We start from the raw sequence: 19,505 nt of genomic DNA on the forward strand, positions 1-19,505 counted from the left end.
AAATGTATAAAGTTTTTGTTAATGAATTGCCTTTGATTTTAACAAATAAACTCTCCGATACCACAAAGGGTGAGTATTTTTTGTTAAATAAGGAGTCTATTGAAGAGGCTATAAGTTCATTGAGGAAGGGGAAGTTGGAGGAAGCGTTCATATACCACCCAAACCACGATGAAATTTTAAAAAAGTTTACGCAAGAAATACCACTGGTTATTGCAGGAGGTGGTGTTGTGTACAATAAGGAAAGAAAAGTTCTTTTCATTTATAGAAATGATAAGTGGGATTTGCCAAAAGGAAAACTTGATAAAGGCGAAACAATTGAAGAGTGTGCCATACGTGAAGTAGAGGAAGAAACAGGGGTCAAAGGCCTCCGATTGGATAATTACTTGCGCACTACATATCATGTTTTTAGACGTAATGGTATTACCAAACTCAAACAAGTATTTTGGTACGAAATGAGTACCGATTATGAGGGTAAATTAAAACCTGAAAAAAAAGAAGGCATTTTTAAAGTTAGATGGAAAGGTCCTGAAAAAATTAAAAAAGCCTTGGAGAATTCTTATGTGAACATAAGAATTCTATTTGAAGAAGATTAAATTCAGTAAGTTATTCTATAGATCGGATATTGCATGTAAGCCTCCTCATAGTGTTTACTATGTTTAAATAACCATTTTAGTTGTAGGTACCAGTTGTTCTTAAAATCTAAGTCTTCTATCTTTTTATTTTCAAATTCAGATTTTAGTATGGTATCATTGTTTAGCATCTCTAAAGCGGTGTCCTCAAAAACATAAGGAGAAAAACCTTCTTTTTGTTGTAGAATAGTATCAAAAAAGTTCCAGTTAAAAAATGAATCTACGGCACTAGGCTCCAACGTTTCAATAATATACCTAAGACCGGGTTGATTTACTGGTATTACAATATCACCAGCTTTAAATTCTTTAGTAATATTGGTCACGTTTACAGAAGTATTATAATGAGGATAATGACCTTCGTAAGGTGATGTATACGTACTGTAATCGTCAATTTGATATGATTCGACCAATATCGAGGAATCTTGTTTTAATTCAGTGTACGAAATTTTATTCAAATCCAATCTTTTAATAACATTGTGCCACTGCTTTCCTAGTACGTATGCTTTTGGTATTTGGATGGAGTCAGATGCCTTAAAATAATCTTGATAAGTTATTTCAGTTTCTATAGGTACTTCTCGGTTATATTTTAGTCTGTTAAAACCTGTAATTTCACTAGTTAATGTATCGGCCTTAAACCCTTTAAATATAAAATTTGAAGCTTTAGTTGTATCTACTTGCCATTGAGTAGGGTAGTAATCATTCTGCTGAAAAGCGTTTTTTGCAGCATTTCTCATTTCTTTTATTTTGCGACCATCTTTTTCTGATATTGCAATCATGTTCAACATGAGTTGGTACGTTCCCGCTACACGTTGATCGTAGGGTTTTAGCATATGTGTCTCTACCATCATACCAACGGTATTCCATAGCGTGGTGTACCCCGTAGAGTACCTAGGGTTGTCCAGAAATTGCTGAAATCCCTTTTCTGGTGGTGAGTTAAATACATTTACATAGGGCGTAATATCCCACCCGTTGTTCAATAAAGAGTCTTGTAGTTGGGGCATTAGGTCATCATGAACATATTTACCCAATTTTCCTCCTAATTTGTTGTGCTGGGTAAATAAATGGGTAAGGGTGTATTGATAGTCCGCACCGTTGCTAACATGGTTATCTATAAAAACATCTGGATCAATTAGATGAAAAATCTTGGTAAAGGTTTCTGTGTTTTTGGTATCCGTTTTTATAAAATCCCTATTAAGGTCATAGTTCTTGGCATTACCTCTAAAACCATATTCAACCGGACCGTTTTGGTTGGCACGTGTGGTACTGTTCCTATTAAGGGCGCCACCAACATTATAAACAGGTATGGTAGCAATAATGGTTTCTTTGGGCGTTTTAATTTCATTGCTTGCCAAATCTCTAAAAAGTAACATGGTAGCATCTATACCATCACTCTCCCCAGGATGAATACCGTTATTGATCAATAACATGGTATTGTTCGTCGCTAATTTTTTGAAATCGAAATCACCTTTGCTACTAAATGTTACCACATGTAGCGGCTTGCCACTATCAGTAGTGCCAATGGTCTGTATGTTTATAGTTGAAAATTCTTTGGCAAGTTTTATGTAAAAATCTATTACCTGTTCATAGGTAGCCGTTTCGGTTTTATTGGAAGTTTCAAACGGTGTAGGAAAATCTGTTTTAGTATCTTCAATCTTATTCTCGCAAGAAATCAATGAAAAAAACAATAATAGAGGTAGGATCGCTTTCATGAACAATCAATTAAATTGGTTTAAAGGCCATTAATTGATTGTAAAAATAAGGATTACTTTATTGGTTTATGCAACTTGGGTAATTTCTACAATTTTATTTCTATCAATGGGTTTTTGGTTAAAAGTTATGAGATGATGACTTTTACCTTTAAAATATTCCCATTGTTGTTGGTCACGAGGGTCAATTGAAGAGGTAACAATATTAATTCTAATTTTATCGGTAATGGGAAGATTGATGAAAGCTTCTAAAAACTCCCATCCATCCATAATAGGCATATTGATATCTAAAAATATAATTTGCGGAATTTGTTGTTCATTATTAAAAAAATTGATCATTGCGTCTATGGCAATTTTGCCATTTGCATATGATGCAATGGTATTACAATCTACGCTAGAAGAGATTAATTTTCGCAAACCAAAAACGGTAATTGCGTCGTCATCTATAATAGTGATATCACTAATTTTTTTCATTAAAGAAAATTTTAAATTCTGTTCCTTCTCCTTCTACACTACTAACTTCAACTTTACCGTTCATAGCGTCAATTTGGTTTTTGGTTAGGTATAGTCCTATACCTCTGGCATCTTTATGGTCATGAAAGGTTTTATACATACCAAAGAGTTTTTTGCCATATTTCTCCAAATTTATTCCTAAACCATTGTCTTTTATGGTCAATATTGAATAATTATCTTTTTTCTCTGCACTTAATTCAACCTTGGCTTCTCTTTCTGGGTGTTTATATTTTACCGCATTAGAAATAAAGTTGGTTAAAATGCTATCTAAATATGCCGGTACTGAACTTACCGTGAAATCTTCCGGTATGTTATTTTCAATAATGGCATTATTGTTTAAAATAAGTGAAGATAAACCTTGCTTAGCATCTGTTATCTTTTCATTTAAATAAAGTTCTTTAATTTCTATATTGGTGTTTGTATTTATTGAAACTACTTCATTTAAATTGTCTAAGGTTTCAAGTAAGCTATTAGAGGCCTTGGTCAACATTTCTACGATCTTTGTCTTTTCATCTTCATCTTTTTCGTTTTCTAAAAAGTTCAGCAGCATTGAAAAATTTGCCGAGTGAGAACGTAAATTATGTGAGACTATATGTGCAAAGTTCAGTAGTTTTTTGTTTTGTACCGAGGCAATGTTTATAATGTTTCTTAACTCTTTTTCCTTTTCTTTAAGTTTTGTAATGTCTAAACTAATGCCAACAATGCCATAAGCTATCCCTTTACTGTTTAATAATGGAATTTTAGAACTAAGAAAAGATGTAGACTTGCCGTCTAAAGTTGTTTTTTTTGTTTCCTTGCCAATAATAGGTTCAAGGGTATTCATTACTTTTAAATCCTCTTCTCGTATTTTTTCTGCAGCTTTTAAGGGGTACAGATCAAAATCATTTTTACCAATAATTTCTTTAGGGTCTTTTACGCCTAGGTATTCGCATTCCGCTTTATTGATCAATACCTTTCTGGATTCTGTATCCTTAATGTATACGTTAACAGGTAAATTGTCAATTAGCGTTCTTAACAGTTTTTCATTATCTATAGTTTTAATGTTTGCTTCAACCTGCTCATGTATATCTTGAAAAGTACCTATAAGACCAACCATTTCACCTTTATTATAAATAGGTTTCCCCCCGGCCATTACCCATTTTTCTTTTCCGGCAGCTGTTATGATCTGCAATTTTAAATTACTCCAAGCCTTCCCTTTATTTTGTGCTTCGTACAAAGCCATTGATATAGTATTTCTACTATGTCCCTCTTTGTAATAAAATAAGGCATTTTCAATGTTCGGAGAAAAATTTTGCGGTACCTCGTGTATGGCTTTGGTAGTTTCGCACCAAATAAGTTGATTTTCGGCAATGTTATACTCCCATCTACCAATTTTGCTAATTTCTGCTTGTTGTTGAAGAAATAGTTCTTTCTTGTTCAATTCAAGCTCATTGTTTACTGCATCGGTAATGTTACTTAATTGAATGATGGCCCCAACGATATTTTCATCAACATCATACCAAGGCGCATTGCTCCACTCGAACCAAAGCTCTTGTCCGTCGCAATCAGTGGCTTTATGAATGCCCATTGGCTGAGGATTACCGTTAAAACAATTTTCTATTACCATTTTCCATTTATGGCTTAAATCGGGAAAAACGTCAAATAAGCTATCAGATTTACAGCACTCATTATTTTTATTAAAAAGACTCGTCCATTTGTCAGAAGTCTGAACAATATTAAAATTAGTATCAATGAAGGCTGTTGGTGCCGGCAATTGTCTAATTAAGTACGAGGCATTTGATGTTAGGGGAACTTTTACCATACCGATGAAATTTCTTACGAATTTAACGGGAATGACATATTTAACTATATAATTGTTGTGAATGCTGCCATTTACGTTGTAAAAGATTTAAAAAACTACTTTTTAATTATGTTTTTACTTTTTGTTAAAATGAAACCTAAAAATAGAACCTTGCCCAGGTGTGCTTTCTACAGTGATTTTACCGTTCATGGCTTCCATTTGGTTTTTTGTGATGTAAAGACCAATACCTCTAGATTCTTTGTTTCTATGAAAGGTCTTATAAAGACCAAAAAGTTGGTCTCCATACTTTTCCAAATCTATCCCCAATCCGTTATCCTCAACGCTTAAAGTGGTATAGTTTTTATCTTCCTGTACGCTTAAAATTATGATAGGTTTTTTTTCTTCACACCTATATTTAATAGAATTGGTAATGCAGTTGGTCAAAATACTATTTAAATAGGCGGGTAATGCCTTAATGGTCGTATCATCTGAAATTTCATTAATGATTTTGCCGTTGGTCTGTTTAAGTAACCCAGCTACATTTTGCTCTACGACAAAAACACTTTCATTAAGGTTTAGTGACTTTTTTTCATTGTTTACATTTGATTTAACCGCTACAATCTCCCTTAGACCTTTAATTGTTTCAGATAAATTGTCAGATGCGTTAAAAAGCATTGTCATATACTTATTTCGCTGGGTTAGGCCTTTCTCGTCATTAAGAAAGTTTAAGAGCAACGAAAAGTTAGTAGCGTGTGTTTTAAGGTTGTGAGAAACCATGTGGGCAAAATTAAGAAGTTGATCATTTTTTTCTCTTGATGCCGAAATGGTATTCTTTAATTTTTTTTCTAATTTGGTTTGTGTGGTAATATTTTCTACAGTGCAGAGAATACTCTTTTTATTGTTTTTACCCACAACTAAATTACCTGTAACCTTTAAATTTAAATGATGTTTTAGTTTATTGGTGAAGGTGAATTTAACAGGCTTAAATGCGCCGTTTTCTTCTAATTGATCTGTTAAACTTTCTAATTTTCCGGTGACTGAAGAATTAACGAATTTTTTAAAGCTCTTGTTTAAGAAAGTGGCCTTCTCAAATCCAGATAATTTTAAAAATTGATGATTGACATTTATAAATCTTCCGGTTTCATAATCAACAATGGCAAGCCCTTGTGGAATTTTTTCAAATAATGGGTATTCATTAAGTTCGTCTTCTAATTTTGAAAGTCGAATATCAATTTGGTTTTCTTTGTCAACCTTTTGAATGGTTCCTATAATTCTAATGCATTTACCATCTTTAAACTTTGGTCTACCAATGGTGTTAACCCAAATAATATTTCCATTCTGTTGTTTAAGTTGAGCATTTATATTCCAAGGTTTACCTAGGTTAATAGCCTCATCCACTGCTTTTTGAATTATATTTTTAGAATCATCTACATAAAAATCAATAGCCTTTTCCAAAGTTGGTTCAAAGTCGGTTTTTACACCATATATTTTATTTACAATTGGTGTCCAGTGTAAAGAGTTGTTAATAATATCAAGCTCCCAACTGCCAATTTTTGCGACAGAACTTTTATTATTAAGTAACAGTTTTGTTTTATTCAGTTCCCGTTCTAATTCTTCTGTTTTTGAAATGGGCTCAACTTTAATGATCACACCAATTATATTTCCATATCCATCTTTCCAGGGATTTAAGTGCCATATGGAATCTTCGGATGAATAATGACAATCTTTAGCGTTGTATTTAAATTTAATATCCCGCAAACCGTCTAAACTATATTTTAAACGGGTAGAAAGGTCTTGAGACAGTTCAGGAAATAAACTTATAAAGTTTTCACCTTCTATTTGGTCAAGATCCAATTGAAAATTGGCAAGCCACCTAGGTGAAGCACTCATTAAATTAAAACCAGTATCTATTATAGCAATAGACGATGGAATTTGGTTGATCCAATCTAAAGAAAATGATGAACTATTTTTTGATTTAAGCATGGTTGGAAAGAATTTTCCTACTAAATTATAAGAATATTCTAACCTTGCCTCGTAAATTGTTGTGTTTTTGCGAAAAAGTGTGGTTGAGGTAGCCTTTTATGTTGTCAGGCCGATGAAATGCATCTATTTTCTTACAGAATCGGGTACTAGACCTGTATAATCGCCTCCATTGCGTATTACGTCTCTTACAATAGAAGAACTAATGTACGATTTGCCCGATGAGGTCAATAAAAACACGGTTTCTATCTCAGATAACTTTCTATTTGTATGGGCTATGGCCTTCTCAAATTCAAAATCTCCAGGATTACGTAATCCCCTTAAAATAAAATTAGCATCTACTTTCTTACAAAAATCTACTGTGAGTCCTTCATACGACTTAACGGATATAGATGGTACATCTTTGAAAGCTTCCTCAATAAATTTTATACGTTGTTCTAGACTGAACATGTATTTTTTGTCTGCATTTTTTCCTATAGCAATAATTACTTCATCAAATAAAGTAATACCTCTCATAATAATATCATGATGACCTAAGGTCAATGGGTCAAAAGAACCAGGAAAAATTGCGCGTCTCATAAATTGGTTTTACTTTCTAAATATAGGTAATTTAAGACAATGCCTCTGTTATAGCATGTTCAAATAACATGCCTAGGTCAATACCTGCCTCTTTTGCTTGTTGAGGTAAGATACTTTCAGTGGTTAAACCCGGTGTAGTGTTCATTTCCAATAAATAAGGCTCGTCACCAATAAAGATGAATTCACTTCGGGAAAAACCGGTCATTTTTAAAACATCGTATATTTTCTTGGAGGCTTGAGTAACATTTTTCAATTGTGTATCATTAATTCTAGCAGGGGTAATTTCTTGTGATTTACCTTCATACTTGGCTTCGTAATCAAAGAAATCGTTTTCAGAAACAATTTCGGTAAGAGGGAAAACAGTTGTTTCTCCCTTCAGTTTTAAAACACCTACGGATACTTCGGTTCCTTCAAGAAAACCTTCAATAATAATTTCATCGTCTTCTTTGTATGCTGTTTCAATGGCACTTTTTAGGTCTTTGGCTTCATATACTTTGGTGATGCCGTAACTACTTCCAGATTTGTTCGCTTTAACAAAACAGGGAAGTTTTACTTTTTCTATGATCTCATTTTCATTGATATCATCGCCTAAGTTTAAGTAATAAGATGGAGCTGCTTTAATGCCGTAAGGTTTAAGAACACTTAATAGATCTCTTTTATTAAAGGTAAGGGCGGCCTGGTAAAAATCACATGAAGTATGTTTTAGTCCTAAGAGTTCAAAATAGGCTTGCATTAAGCCATCTTCACCTGGTGATCCGTGAATAGCATTGAAAATACAATCAAACGTTATCGATGTGCCATTAAGGGGAATGGAAAAATTATTTCGGTCAATGGGGGTTTCCTTTTCATTATCATCGACATGAACCCATTTATCCTTAAAAATATGAATTCTATAAAGGTTGAACTTTTCTTTATCTAGGTAATTATAGACCACATTACCACTTTTAAGCGATATTTTATATTCACTAGAATAGCCGCCCATTATAATTGCAATATTTTTTTTCATCTATTTGGTCAGTTAAGAATGCTTTAGCAAAGATGAAGCATTGAAATAAAATATAAAAGAAAACCTTTAGCATTCATCTAAGGGAATTTATTTTTATGGATATGGTCTAACTATAGATCTATGCGCATGAATTGGTACGGGGGCATTTACTATATTTGTCGGGTCAAATAATATCTATGAGGAATTTTTTCAATTTTTTAAAAAGCAAAACCTTTTTAATTCAACTAGGTCTTGCGGTACTGGTATTGATAATCACCATTTTTCTTGTGTTAAGGTACTTGAACAGTACTACTAATCATGGTGAGTTTGTAGAAGTGCCAGACTTTTCTAAGAAGTCTGTCATGGAAATGAGAAAATCTATTGAAGAGGCCGGTTTGCGATATGAAGTGTTGGACTCTGCAAATTACAATCCAGATTATCCTAGATTTTCAATCATAGAACAAAACCCTACGGCAGGATCAAAAGTAAAGGAAAATAGAAAGGTGTATTTTACGGTAAATCCTTCTGGATATAAGAAAGTTACCGTTCCTCAAATAATTCAAGTGACCAAGCGTAATGCCTCTTCAATGTTAAAGGCAGTTGGTTTAGATGTACAAAGGGTTACCTATATAGATGAGTTGGGTAAAGATATGGTGTACCGTATAAAATTTAAGGGTAAGGATATTAAGCCGGGCGATAAGTTGCCAAAAACATCTAAGATAGAATTGATCTGTGGAAATGGTAGTATTACCGAAAGAGCCATTATTAAATCTGAATCAGAAGATTAGATGGAAGAGAACATGGAGCGCCCTGAGAATGAAGATGGCGAACTTTTTGAACATCATAGAGTTGTAGCGTCTAAAGGTCAAGTACCTTTAAGAGTGGATAAGTTTTTAATGAATTTTATTGAAAATGCTACACGAAATAAAATTCAACAATCTGCGAAAGATGGTCATGTTTGGGTCAATGATCAGATTGTAAAATCTAACTACAAGGTAAAGGCAGGTGATGAGGTAAAGGTCCTTTTTGAGCATCCACCGCATGAGTTTTTATTGGTTCCGGAAGATATACCTTTAGACATTGTGTATGAAGATGATGTATTATTGGTGGTGAATAAACCTGCAGGCATGGTTGTACATCCCGGGCATGGTAACTATTCAGGAACCTTAATTAATGCCTTAATACATCATACTGATAATTTGCCATCTAACAGTAACGAGAGACCCGGTTTGGTGCATCGTATAGATAAAGATACATCGGGCTTACTGGTCGTAGCAAAAACCGAAGCTGCAATGACCCATTTGGCCAAGCAGTTTTTTGACAAGACTTCAGAAAGGGAGTATATAGCTTTAGTTTGGGGTAATATTGAAGAAGATGAAGGCACTGTGGAGGGTCATGTAGGTAGAAACCCTAAAAATAGATTGCAAATGCATGTTTTTCCTGAAGGGGAAGAAGGTAAAGAAGCAGTTACCCATTTTAAGGTCTTGGAAAGATTAGGTTACGTTACTTTAGTATCATGTAAACTAGAAACGGGTAGAACACATCAAATTAGGGTTCATATGAAATATATAGGTCATACCCTTTTTAATGATGAGCGTTATGGTGGTGAAAAAATATTAAAGGGAACAACCTTTACAAAGTATAAACAATTTGTGGAAAATACCTTTAAACTATTGCCTAGACAGGCATTACATGCCAAAACTTTAGGTTTTGTACATCCTGTTACGGGTGAGCATATGAGTTTTGATTCTGAAATACCAGATGATATGGCCAATGCAATTGAAAAATGGCGTAGCTATAGCAAGAACAGTACAGCATAAGATTTTTCAATACCACTATTTAAACTCTTTTATATCTTTTGTAGGTCTTCAAGTTGATCATGTTTATTTTTGGAGAATTAAAATTGCATTATGAAAATTGTTATTTCTCCGGCAAAGTCATTGAACTATGAAAGTGACTTGCCAACAACTAAATATACATCGCCAGAATTTATTGAAGATGCTGAAAAGCTGAATAAAATATTAAAGAAGAAAAAGCCAAAAGCACTTTCTGAATTGATGTCCATTTCAGATAACTTGGCACAATTAAACTGGCAGCGTAATCAAGATTTTACTACACCGTTTACACCTGAAAATGCCAGACCGGCAATTTATGCCTTTAGCGGTGATGTATACCAAGGCTTAGATGCTTATACGTTAACCGAAGAGAAGATTGAAATTTTACAACAATCGCTCAGAATTCTTTCGGGGCAGTATGGTATTTTGAAACCTCTAGACCTTATGCAACCTTACCGTTTAGAGATGGGAACATCTTTAAAAATTGGAAGAAAGAAAAACCTATATGAATATTGGGGAGAAAGGCTTACCAATCATTTGAACAATGAAATGGAAGAAGGAGAGCTATTGGTGAACTTAGCCAGTAACGAATATTATAGTGCATTAAAACCGAAAAAAATTAAAGCAGATATTATTACTCCGGTATTTAAAGACTGGAAGAATGATAAGTTAAAGATAATTAGCTTTTTTGCCAAAAAAGCTAGGGGTTCTATGGTAAGGTATATTATTGATACAAATGCAAAAACTCTTGAAGATATAAAAGGTTTTAATTTAGATGATTATCAGTTTAGTAAAGAGCATACTTTAAAAGAAAATCAACCCGTTTTTATTAGATAAAATATTATTATCTCTTTTTCGTTCTAAAGTTATAACAATACGTCTATGAAAAGGGTTTATTTGCTATCTGTAATTATCGTTGTCCTATTATTCTCGTGTACTGATAGGGATGATGAGGTTAATCTTGTCAATATTCGTATTCATAATAACACAGAACTTTTTTTTAGTGAAGTAAGAATTGCGGATAAAGATACTGTGTATGAGAATATTGCGGCAGATGAGTTTTCAACTTATATGGAGTTTGAAACTGCATTCGCCAATCCTGCAATAGCGATACTTACAGATTCAACAAGTCTTAACTATTTTCCAACAGATGTTTTATCAGATTCCTTACCTATTGGTTTTTATACCTATGAAATATCTTTGGATGAAGATAACCAAGTAGATTTAACCTTTAGAATAGACGATTAGAACTATTTCTTTTTACTGATTTTTATTTTTTCTTCTACGGTAGGTCTCTTTTTAATTTTACGAGGTCTTCTTGCCCCGTAAGAATTATTAGATATTTTTCCTTTTTTAGATTTTCTGTCTCCTTTACCCATAATATTGTTCTTTCTATTAAAGTAAGTAATTTAGTCATGATCGGTCATTTTAATAGGCTCAAGAGAATAAATCACTAATGCAAAAGATTTTTAAGCATATTCACCCATATGAACCATTTATTGACGATTCTACTGAAAAACTTATAGTGGGGACCTTACCGCCACCTCGTTTTACTACTGGTGATTTAAAAGAAGGAGATGTAAACTTTTGTTACGGAAGCAGGGACGGGCAGCTATGGCCTATTTTAAATAAAATCTTTGATCTTAATTTGAAATTTGAAACCACTAGTAAAGCTATTGATCAGCGCAAAATATTTTTGAAGGATAGAAAAATTGGCATATGCGACATAGTAGCTTCTGCAGAAAGAGAGAAAATTGATGCTTCTGATTTAGGTATGCAGAATATAGCATTAAGAAATGTTCTCGGGTATCTAGAAAAATATCAAAAAATACACACCCTTTTATTTACAGGTGGTAATAGTAAAAATGGACCGGAATATTTTTTCCGAAAACATTTAAAGGAAAGTGCGGTAGCATTAAAATTGATTTCTAATGAGGTGCCTAGAATTCATGAGTTTGTACACCCAAGTACTAATAAACTCATAATAACGGTTTCGTTAACGGCACCTTCTGGTGCAGCAAATAGGGCAGTAGGTAGTTTGGATTTGTATAAGAAAATGAAAAGTGAAAATCCTAAATTCAATACTATAGACTTTAGAGTGTTACAGTATAGAAAATATTTTTAATAGAAGAGATGGTTCTGTAAGTGGATAAACTAAAAAGAGTCTTGCTTTTAAGACAAGACTCTTTTACGAGAACACTATATGAAAATGAAAATATTTTTTTGCTTATTTACACTGTAAAGATATATAGGCACTACTGTTTTTTGGAATATTTGTTGTCAATACAGACAATTTTGTGGTATACTTCTAGGAATATGATATTTCACAAAAATCATTCTCTAAATTCTCTTGGAATAGCGATATTTATGTTCGAAATTTAAAGAGTTTGTCGTAATGGTACGACTAAAAGTTTTTTAATATATGCAACAAAAAGAAAGATTAGCAGAATTTAAGAAATCTGTTCAAAATAAATTTAATGTTTACAATAGTCTATTCTTAAACCTTCCCTATGAGAATATTGAAAATGTAGGTATGTTGATTCCTTTATTACTGAATCAATCTGAAAAGGGATTAAGTGACGGACTAAACCCAAAAGAAATTCTTGAGAATTTTTTCGAGAATTTTGTAGAAATAAAATCAGAAAAAGAACAAATAGACTTTATGTTTCGCATCATACAGTATGTAGAAAGACAAGTTGTTCTTTATGATAGTGTAGAAGATGCGGCGTTCCCAAAGTTACACAAGCATTCTAGTTCATTGTCATTAAAAGATTATTTTCAGTTGGTTGAAAAAAATAAATCTTGGGATACTATTTGGGACAAGTTGAGTACGTTCAGTGCACGTATAGTTTTAACGGCGCACCCAACACAATTTTATACTCCGGCGGTTTTAGATATCATTACAAACCTTAGAACTTTAATATTAGAAGATAAAATTGATGAAATAGATGTAGGTCTTCAACAATTAGGCCTTACGTCTTTGATCAATGCAAAAAAACCGACACCATTAGATGAAGCCAAAAATATAATCTACACGCTAAGACATGTATATTATGATGCAATTGGTGATATGTATGCTTATATCAAGGGTAGTACAGGGTCAAAGAATTTTGAAAATCATGACATTGTCAAGTTAGGTTTTTGGCCTGGCGGTGATAGAGATGGAAATCCGTTTGTAACTGCAGATATCACCAGAGATGTAATGAACGAGCTTCGTTTAACGTTAATGAAGTGCTATTATAATGACCTTAAAGGTTTGGTGCATAAACTCACCTTTAAAGATGTACAAGAACCGTTGCAGAAGCTTAGGGGTAATTTATACACGGCCATGTTCGATAGTTCTAAGGATATTGGTTATGAAGATTTAATTGTTCCTTTAGAAGAAATACAATCCATATTAATAGAAAAATACCAAAGTCTTTATCTAAAAGATTTGGAGAAATTTATTGATAAGGTAAAGATATTCAAGGTGCACTTTGCTACAATAGATATACGTCAAGACCATAGTATGCATACCAAAGTTATGGTAGAAGTATTAAAAAAGAATGGTTTTATAAATGATGAGCTAAGTGAGTTATCTGACGAGGAATTATTGGATATTCTTTTGCATAAGAATTTAAATTTGGTAGCAGATGATTATGAAGAAGATATTGTAAAAGATACTATTAAGAATATACTTCAATTACAAACCATACAGGCTAAAAATGGAGAAGAAGGATGTAATAGATACATTATCAGTAATTCTGAAGATAAGTATTCCATTTTGTTTGTTTACGCACTGTTTAGATGGTGTGGCTGGGCAGACAAAGAAATAACGTTTGATATAGTGCCGTTGTTCGAAACAATGAACGGAATGGATACAGCTCAAGATACCATGAAGTTTTTATTCAGTTTACCTGAGTATATGGCCCATTTGGAAAATAGAAATAAAAAGCAGACTATAATGCTTGGATTTTCCGATGGAACTAAAGATGGAGGCTATTTAAAAGCCAACTGGTCAATTTTAAAGACAAAAGAAGAGCTTTCAGAGGTTTGTGATCAGAATGATATTGCTGCCGTATTTTTTGATGGTAGGGGAGGTCCACCGGCAAGAGGAGGTGGAAAAACGCATCGTTTTTATGCTGCCCAGACCAATAAAGTGGCGAACAATGAAATTCAATTAACTATTCAAGGGCAGACCATAACAAGTACTTATGGTACCAAAGAACAGTTTATTTATAATAGTGAGCAACTATTGACCGCCGGATTGTCTAACACAATTTTAGGAAAAGAAATTGTTATTTCTGATGCTGATAGAGAGTTGATTGAAGAGCTGTCAGAACTAAGTTTTAAAAAGTATGATGATCTAAAACACCATGATAAGTTTATGCCGTACTTGGAAAACATGAGTACGCTTAAATATTACACAAAAGCAAATATTGGTAGTAGACCTGGAAAAAGAGGGAATAAGGCCAAACTTGAATTGTCTGATTTAAGGGCAATTTCATTTGTAGGGTCATGGAGTCAATTAAAGCAGAACGTACCAGGTTATTATGGTATTGGTACTGCTCTTGAGAAACTTGAAAAAGATGGAAGATTTGAAGAGGCCAAAAGGTTGTACCAAGAAGTACCGTTCTTTCAAGCTTTGATGATGAACAGTATGATGAGTCTTACCAAATGTTATTTTGAATTGACCAGTTATATGAAAGAAAATAAGGAGTATGGTGCTTTTTGGGAGATTCTTCATGCAGAATATGAATTATCTAAAGCAATGCTTCTAAAACTATCTGGCATGGAAATATTAATGAAGAAAGAAGCAATTTCTAGGGAGTCCATCAAAATTCGTGAGAGTATAGTCTTGCCTTTATTGGTTATTCAACAATATGCGCTTCAAAGGATTGGAGAAGGTACGGAGTATAAAGAATTGTACGAAAAGATTGTTACCAGATCACTATACGGTAATATTAATGCTAGTAGAAACTCAGCATAGTTTTTTATAAAATAACATCCTAATAAAAGCCCGATTCAAAACATTGAATCGGGCTTTTTACTTTGTAGTATAAAGTGTACTATTTTTTATTCTGTTGAATTTTAATAGTCTCTTTATCTATATCAAAATCGTTTGTTTCTATATTGGTATTCCCCGTCGGGTTTGTTGGGTTATTTTGTTCTACTTTTCTTTTAAACTTTTTATTATCTTTTATAATTCCCATAATCTCAATTTTTTAGGTTCATATTTAAGATAACAAATTGAAAATGAGAACTCCGTTAATTAGTTAATAAAGCTTTGTTATAGAATGTTAAACTAAACTATTCAGTTTCACTTGGGCTAAGTAATGCATAAAACAATTTTATACCATACGCTATTTGTCCAATTTTTAAATTCTCATTAGGGCTATGTTGATTGTTATCTGGGTTCACCATTGGAACTATGAATGCAGGAATTTTTAGTTCATTGATAAATGGCGAAATAGGAACAGTACCGCCCATTATACGGATTTGAACAGGTTTTTCTCCAAATTTGGACTCCATGGTTTTAACTATGTTATTTCCAAAAGGGTTATTTAGATCGGTTCTAAAAGCATCCGTAACTGAGCCTTCCTTAATAGTAACAATTTTATCAAATTTTAGGCGGTCTTCCAGAGTGGGTTCCGTACTCATTACATGAAAACCTTGATTTTTTATGTGTTCTTTTACAAGGTTTTTAAGTTTTGTGCCATCACTTTCAGGTACTAACCTTAAATCTAATTCAGCTGTGGCGGTGGCCGGCACAATTGTTCTTGCTTTTTCTCCAACCCAGCCAGAGCCTAGTCCTCTAATATTTAAAGAAGGGTATTGCAATGCTTCTTGATAAAAACCGCCAACCTTTTCTGGGTTAGAAATGGCTAAATTGCTATTGATGACATCGGCATTGTCCGGAACGCTTTTTAAAATAGCTAGTGTTGCATCATCTAATGAGATTCCATCATAATATCCTTTTATAAGAACTTTTCCATTGATATCTTTCATTGTTGCTAGTAGTTGTGCCAATTGAAAACCGGGGTTAGGAGCGTAGTTTCCGTAATGACCACTATGTTGCGGTTTTATAGGTCCGTGAGTTGTTATTGATAATGTTGTGATTCCTCTACAGCCATAAACTATTGTTGGTTTCCCGGAAACGTGAACCGGACCATCGTTTATCACCAAAAAATCGGCTTTCAATAAATCTTTATACGTACGCACCGCTTGTGGTAATGGTGCGCTACTTTTTTCTTCTTCGCTATCTAGAATCACCTTTACATTAAAAGGTATGTCTATAGCATCTTTTTTAAGTGCGTCTATAGCATTCAAGAACATGATAATAGGACCTTTATCGTCTGAAGTTGATCTTCCAAAAAGGCGCCAGTCATAATTTATATCGTCGTTAAGTTCTGAGAAAGATTCAGTTTTCCAATCGTCTTCGGTTTTGGATTTTAAAACTACTTTATACGGATCTACTTGATCCCATTTTGTAGCGTCTACAGATTGCCCATCTAAATGCATATAGAACAAAATAGTTGGCTTGTTGTCGTCCATGGGTAGAGCGGCAAAAAATAATGGTAGCCCTTCGGTTTCTAAAATGGTACTATTAAATCCGCGTTCAGTGAATTTTTTTCTCAGCCAAAAAAGGTTAGAATCTATATCGTCTGCATTTAATGCATCATTAGGTATTGCCACAAATTCCCTTAATTCGCCAATAGCATTCGCTACTTTAGATTTTATTAAAATGGAGTCTTGAGAATGGGCGGTAAAAAGTAATAAAAGGAATGTAAGTGTAAGAAGTTTTTTCATGGTCGTTCATGTAAATATATTCTTTAAAAGTAAGGAAAATAGAGTGAATAATCTGTGTTGGTACCAATAACATGGTATATGGAAAATTATAAATTAATTAAAGAAAAATAATGCAATAATAATATTCTTATTTAATGCTAATTTTAATTTTTGAATTAAAAAATTGTATTACTTTGACACGTTATAAATTGTAAATAATGAAAAATTTCATCCAATATTTCTTATTGTTTTTTGTTCTTTATTCATGTTCTGATGATAATACAATTTCTGAGATAGAAGAGATTGATTCTGGAAATATTGAAGTTACTGTTTTGCTGGGATCCGATGCAGCAATTGGTGCTGTTGTAACTACGAATCCAGAAACAAGAACATTGGTAGTAGGAGAATCTGGTGTAGTGGTATTTGAAACTATTGATACAGGAAATTATGTAGTCAACGTGGTATTGAACCAAAATCCTGATTTTCTATATTTTCAAGAAGTTGTACTTACTAATAATGTTACTGAAAAGATAGTTTTTAAAATCCCTGAAATACCCGAATTAACTGAGCAAGATTTGGACATTGATTTTTTATTGAATGTGTCCTATAATAATTTGAGATCAATATTTAATGCAGACGCATATTTATCATATTGGGGGGATACTGGTACGGATATATTAAAAGCTAATCCAAATTTTAATGGTGGACTGGTTGATTTGGATGCCTATTCCTTTAATGCTCAATCTACTGTTATAAATCAGGTATGGGCAGAGCATTATATTCAAATAAGGGGCTTGAATTTGGGAATCGACTATTTATTGGATTCTTCAAATATTGTGTCAAGTGAGATAGATAGAAAAGAATTAGAAGCTCATTTTAAATTTTTAAGAAGCTTACTATATTTCAATCTGATAAGAATATATGGCAATCCTCTTTTAAGCGTAACAGCTGAAATAGATTTAAGCGGTCCGCCAAACTATCCTCAAAATCCAAGTACCACCTACTCACAAATAGAAGAAGATTTGCTTTATGCAATTGAAAATTTACCAGTTTTAAATAGTAATGATCAGGCAAATCAGTGGAGCGCAAGATTTTTGTTGGCCAAAGTCTATATGACCATGGCCGGTTTTCCTTTAAATGAATACGGTAAATACGGCAGTGCTTTAGAACAGTTAAAAATTCTGCAAGGGCAGTATGAATTAATGGCAGATTATAATTCAGTTTTTAACGAAGAAAATGAAGACTCAAATAGAGAAATTCTCTTTAAAATAACTTTTGATGGAAGTGAAGATTCCAAAAGTTCGTTTAACGATTATTGGGGACCTTTGGGTATTGCTTCAGAAGATGCTCTATTAATTGTTTCTGGTTTTGAAAATTCGTTCAATAGTTCCATGTCATTTGAAAATCCTGTTAGTTTTCCGATAGAAATTGAAGACAATCGGTTTAAGAATAACATAGCGACATTCTCTATTTCTGGTAATAATGTGGTTAATCAAGTAGATCCAAAGAATTGGAGACCATTAAAATGGTATAACGGAGAATTGCCTGATGCAGATTTTGAGTCTACATCGTTTGACTATCCTGTTTTTAGATATGCAGATGTATTGTTGTTGTTAGCAGAAGCTGAGAATGAAGTAAATGGACCAACTCCTTTAGCTTATGCAGCGATTAATCAAGTTCGGGAAAGAGCATTTGGGAACGAGAACAATGTACCTGGAAATCTTAATAAGGATCAATTCTTTGATGTAATTTATTTAGAGCGAAAATTAGAATTATGTTTTGAAGGCCATAGACGAGACGATTTAGTTAGATGGAACAAACTTCAAGAAGTTATAGATGGTTTTAACTCTACTAATGACTTTTCTAAAGATTACCAACCTCACGAGTACGTTTGGCCAATACCGCAATCGGAAATAGACTTAAATCCTAATGCGGTACAAAACCCAGGTTATTAGAAAGTAGTTTATCGTATAGTATTCACAAATTCTGAAATGGAGTTTACGCCATTAGCCGTTAAATGTTTAATAAAGGCAGAACCAATTATTGCACCTTTAGCGGTTTTGGTTGCTTGCTTAAATGTTTCTTCGTCTTTAATTCCAAAACCGACAATTTGTGGGTTCTTTAAATTCATTTTGTTAATGCGCTCAAAATAACTTTCTTGCTCTTGACCAAAACCGGATTTTGATCCTGTGACACTTGCAGAACTTACCATATAGATAAATCCGTTAGAGGCATCGTCTATTTGGTGAATACGGTCATCACTGGTCTGCGGAGTGATTAGAAAAATGTTTAAGAGTCCGTGTTTTTTAAAAATTTCCTCGTATTCTTCCTGGTAAACATCTAACGGTAAATCTGGTAAAATGAGTCCGTCAATTCCAATTTCTTGACACTTTTTACAAAATGCCTCAATACCGTATTGTAACATGGGATTAAAGTATCCCATAATAATCAGTGGTATAGAAACCGTTTTACGAATATTTTTCAGTTGACTAAAAAGAATTTCGGTGGTCATTCCATTTTTCAAAGCGGCGGTAGAACTTTCTTGAATTGTTGGTCCGTCTGCCAAAGGATCACTGAACGGTAATCCTATTTCAATCATATCAACACCATTGTTTTCTAAATCTTCAATGATTTTTACCGTATCGTTCAATGATGGGTAACCGGCTGTAAAATATATAGATAGAAGCTTTTTATCTTCTTTTAATTTTGATGTTATTCTATTGCTCATAA

Annotated in this window: 18 protein-coding genes; 8 read left to right on the top strand and 10 right to left on the bottom strand. The window is 33.3% G+C overall.

The genetic code is table 11. The features are described 5' to 3' along the window. Window positions 1–2 precede the first annotated feature (2 nt). Window positions 3–593: an NUDIX hydrolase gene (locus B2Z27_RS17715; protein WP_058106014.1), complete on the top strand. Its 591-nt coding sequence runs from the start codon at window positions 3–5 to the stop codon at window positions 591–593. Between the two features lie 2 nt (window positions 594–595). Here the strand turns inward: B2Z27_RS17715 and B2Z27_RS17720 are convergent, their stop codons facing one another. The 6 genes from B2Z27_RS17720 to B2Z27_RS17745 all read right to left on the bottom strand — a co-directional run bounded on the left by B2Z27_RS17720 (window position 596) and on the right by B2Z27_RS17745 (window position 8,193). Next, a complete protein-coding gene (locus B2Z27_RS17720) occupies window positions 596–2,338 on the bottom strand; it encodes a M14 family metallopeptidase (RefSeq protein WP_286814677.1) in 1,743 nt (580 codons plus the stop codon). Window positions 2,339–2,404: 66 nt separating this feature from the next. Continuing rightward, window positions 2,405–2,809, bottom strand: coding sequence for a response regulator (locus tag B2Z27_RS17725; RefSeq protein WP_074669774.1), 405 nt, complete (start codon window positions 2,807–2,809; stop codon window positions 2,405–2,407). Then, on the bottom strand, window positions 2,796–4,649 hold the full coding sequence (locus B2Z27_RS17730; RefSeq protein WP_286814678.1) for a PAS domain-containing sensor histidine kinase: 1,854 nt from the start codon (window positions 4,647–4,649) through the stop codon (window positions 2,796–2,798). The genes B2Z27_RS17725 and B2Z27_RS17730 overlap by 14 nt, the downstream gene beginning before the upstream one ends. Before the next feature lie 114 nt (window positions 4,650–4,763). After that, entirely contained in the window at window positions 4,764–6,611 is a 1,848-nt protein-coding gene (locus tag B2Z27_RS17735) for an ATP-binding protein (RefSeq protein ID WP_286814680.1), read from the bottom strand. A gap of 123 nt (window positions 6,612–6,734) precedes the next feature. Next, window positions 6,735–7,187 carry a pantetheine-phosphate adenylyltransferase gene (gene coaD / locus B2Z27_RS17740; RefSeq protein ID WP_071340074.1) on the bottom strand — a complete coding sequence of 151 codons (453 nt, stop codon included), beginning with the start codon at window positions 7,185–7,187 and terminating at the stop codon, window positions 6,735–6,737. A 31-nt stretch (window positions 7,188–7,218) separates the two neighbouring features. Next, a complete protein-coding gene (locus tag B2Z27_RS17745) occupies window positions 7,219–8,193 on the bottom strand; it encodes a D-alanine--D-alanine ligase (protein WP_286814682.1) in 975 nt (324 codons plus the stop codon). Between the two features lie 176 nt (window positions 8,194–8,369). On the opposite strand from B2Z27_RS17745, the gene B2Z27_RS17750 reads away from it, so the two are divergent. The 4 genes from B2Z27_RS17750 to B2Z27_RS17765 all read left to right on the top strand — a co-directional run bounded on the left by B2Z27_RS17750 (window position 8,370) and on the right by B2Z27_RS17765 (window position 11,255). Further along, the gene (locus tag B2Z27_RS17750; protein ID WP_058105973.1) at window positions 8,370–8,960 is read left to right on the top strand and encodes a PASTA domain-containing protein; all 591 of its coding nucleotides are present in this window, start codon (window positions 8,370–8,372) and stop codon (window positions 8,958–8,960) included. After that, on the top strand, window positions 8,961–9,992 hold the full coding sequence (locus tag B2Z27_RS17755; protein WP_058105974.1) for an RluA family pseudouridine synthase: 1,032 nt from the start codon (window positions 8,961–8,963) through the stop codon (window positions 9,990–9,992). Window positions 9,993–10,082: 90 nt separating this feature from the next. Then, complete coding sequence (gene yaaA, locus B2Z27_RS17760) at window positions 10,083–10,844, top strand: peroxide stress protein YaaA (RefSeq protein WP_286814683.1); 762 nt, start codon at window positions 10,083–10,085, stop codon at window positions 10,842–10,844. Between the two features lie 45 nt (window positions 10,845–10,889). Continuing rightward, window positions 10,890–11,255, top strand: coding sequence for a hypothetical protein (locus B2Z27_RS17765; RefSeq protein WP_058105976.1), 366 nt, complete (start codon window positions 10,890–10,892; stop codon window positions 11,253–11,255). Between the two features lie 2 nt (window positions 11,256–11,257). On the opposite strand, the gene B2Z27_RS17770 is transcribed toward B2Z27_RS17765, so the two are convergent. Continuing rightward, window positions 11,258–11,386, bottom strand: coding sequence for a 30S ribosomal protein THX (locus B2Z27_RS17770; protein ID WP_071340068.1), 129 nt, complete (start codon window positions 11,384–11,386; stop codon window positions 11,258–11,260). 86 nt (window positions 11,387–11,472) lie between these two features. Here B2Z27_RS17770 and B2Z27_RS17775 point away from each other — a divergent pair, with 86 nt between their 5' ends. After that, window positions 11,473–12,132 (top strand): uracil-DNA glycosylase family protein, encoded by a 660-nt coding sequence (locus B2Z27_RS17775; RefSeq protein WP_414673359.1) that lies wholly within the window; start codon window positions 11,473–11,475, stop codon window positions 12,130–12,132. Between the two features lie 297 nt (window positions 12,133–12,429). Beyond that, window positions 12,430–14,976, top strand: coding sequence for a phosphoenolpyruvate carboxylase (locus B2Z27_RS17780; protein ID WP_058105978.1), 2,547 nt, complete (start codon window positions 12,430–12,432; stop codon window positions 14,974–14,976). A gap of 79 nt (window positions 14,977–15,055) precedes the next feature. Here B2Z27_RS17780 and B2Z27_RS17785 read toward each other — a convergent pair whose 3' ends face one another. Further along, window positions 15,056–15,199, bottom strand: coding sequence for a hypothetical protein (locus tag B2Z27_RS17785; protein ID WP_286814685.1), 144 nt, complete (start codon window positions 15,197–15,199; stop codon window positions 15,056–15,058). A gap of 97 nt (window positions 15,200–15,296) precedes the next feature. Beyond that, window positions 15,297–16,796: a M20/M25/M40 family metallo-hydrolase gene (locus tag B2Z27_RS17790; RefSeq protein WP_286814686.1), complete on the bottom strand. Its 1,500-nt coding sequence runs from the start codon at window positions 16,794–16,796 to the stop codon at window positions 15,297–15,299. 197 nt (window positions 16,797–16,993) lie between these two features. Between B2Z27_RS17790 and B2Z27_RS17795 the strand changes: the two genes are divergently transcribed. After that, entirely contained in the window at window positions 16,994–18,730 is a 1,737-nt protein-coding gene (locus B2Z27_RS17795; RefSeq protein ID WP_286814687.1) for a RagB/SusD family nutrient uptake outer membrane protein, read from the top strand. Between the two features lie 8 nt (window positions 18,731–18,738). Here B2Z27_RS17795 and trpA read toward each other — a convergent pair whose 3' ends face one another. Beyond that, the gene (gene trpA, locus B2Z27_RS17800) at window positions 18,739–19,503 is read right to left on the bottom strand and encodes a tryptophan synthase subunit alpha (protein WP_286814688.1); all 765 of its coding nucleotides are present in this window, start codon (window positions 19,501–19,503) and stop codon (window positions 18,739–18,741) included. Window positions 19,504–19,505 lie beyond the last annotated feature (2 nt).

This window comes from Maribacter sp. UBA3344 (assembly GCF_002362375.1).
In the GTDB taxonomy this organism is placed as follows: Bacteria; Bacteroidota; Bacteroidia; order Flavobacteriales; family Flavobacteriaceae; genus Maribacter; species Maribacter dokdonensis.

Bases quoted from the DNA above. Each gene is read 5' to 3' on its own strand.
- B2Z27_RS17715 (WP_058106014.1), top strand. From the start codon at position 3: ATGTATAAAGTTTTTGTTAATGAATTGCCTTTGATTTTAACAAATAAA.
- B2Z27_RS17720 (WP_286814677.1), bottom strand. From the start codon at position 2,338: ATGAAAGCGATCCTACCTCTATTATTGTTTTTTTCATTGATTTCTTGC.
- B2Z27_RS17725 (WP_074669774.1), bottom strand. From the start codon at position 2,809: ATGAAAAAAATTAGTGATATCACTATTATAGATGACGACGCAATTACC.
- B2Z27_RS17730 (WP_286814678.1), bottom strand. From the start codon at position 4,649: ATGGTAAAAGTTCCCCTAACATCAAATGCCTCGTACTTAATTAGACAA.
- B2Z27_RS17735 (WP_286814680.1), bottom strand. From the start codon at position 6,611: ATGCTTAAATCAAAAAATAGTTCATCATTTTCTTTAGATTGGATCAAC.
- coaD (WP_071340074.1), bottom strand. From the start codon at position 7,187: ATGAGACGCGCAATTTTTCCTGGTTCTTTTGACCCATTGACCTTAGGT.
- B2Z27_RS17745 (WP_286814682.1), bottom strand. From the start codon at position 8,193: ATGAAAAAAAATATTGCAATTATAATGGGCGGCTATTCTAGTGAATAT.
- B2Z27_RS17750 (WP_058105973.1), top strand. From the start codon at position 8,370: ATGAGGAATTTTTTCAATTTTTTAAAAAGCAAAACCTTTTTAATTCAA.
- B2Z27_RS17755 (WP_058105974.1), top strand. From the start codon at position 8,961: ATGGAAGAGAACATGGAGCGCCCTGAGAATGAAGATGGCGAACTTTTT.
- yaaA (WP_286814683.1), top strand. From the start codon at position 10,083: ATGAAAATTGTTATTTCTCCGGCAAAGTCATTGAACTATGAAAGTGAC.
- B2Z27_RS17765 (WP_058105976.1), top strand. From the start codon at position 10,890: ATGAAAAGGGTTTATTTGCTATCTGTAATTATCGTTGTCCTATTATTC.
- B2Z27_RS17770 (WP_071340068.1), bottom strand. From the start codon at position 11,386: ATGGGTAAAGGAGACAGAAAATCTAAAAAAGGAAAAATATCTAATAAT.
- B2Z27_RS17780 (WP_058105978.1), top strand. From the start codon at position 12,430: ATGCAACAAAAAGAAAGATTAGCAGAATTTAAGAAATCTGTTCAAAAT.
- B2Z27_RS17785 (WP_286814685.1), bottom strand. From the start codon at position 15,199: ATGGGAATTATAAAAGATAATAAAAAGTTTAAAAGAAAAGTAGAACAA.
- B2Z27_RS17790 (WP_286814686.1), bottom strand. From the start codon at position 16,796: ATGAAAAAACTTCTTACACTTACATTCCTTTTATTACTTTTTACCGCC.
- B2Z27_RS17795 (WP_286814687.1), top strand. From the start codon at position 16,994: ATGAAAAATTTCATCCAATATTTCTTATTGTTTTTTGTTCTTTATTCA.
- trpA (WP_286814688.1), bottom strand. From the start codon at position 19,503: ATGAGCAATAGAATAACATCAAAATTAAAAGAAGATAAAAAGCTTCTA.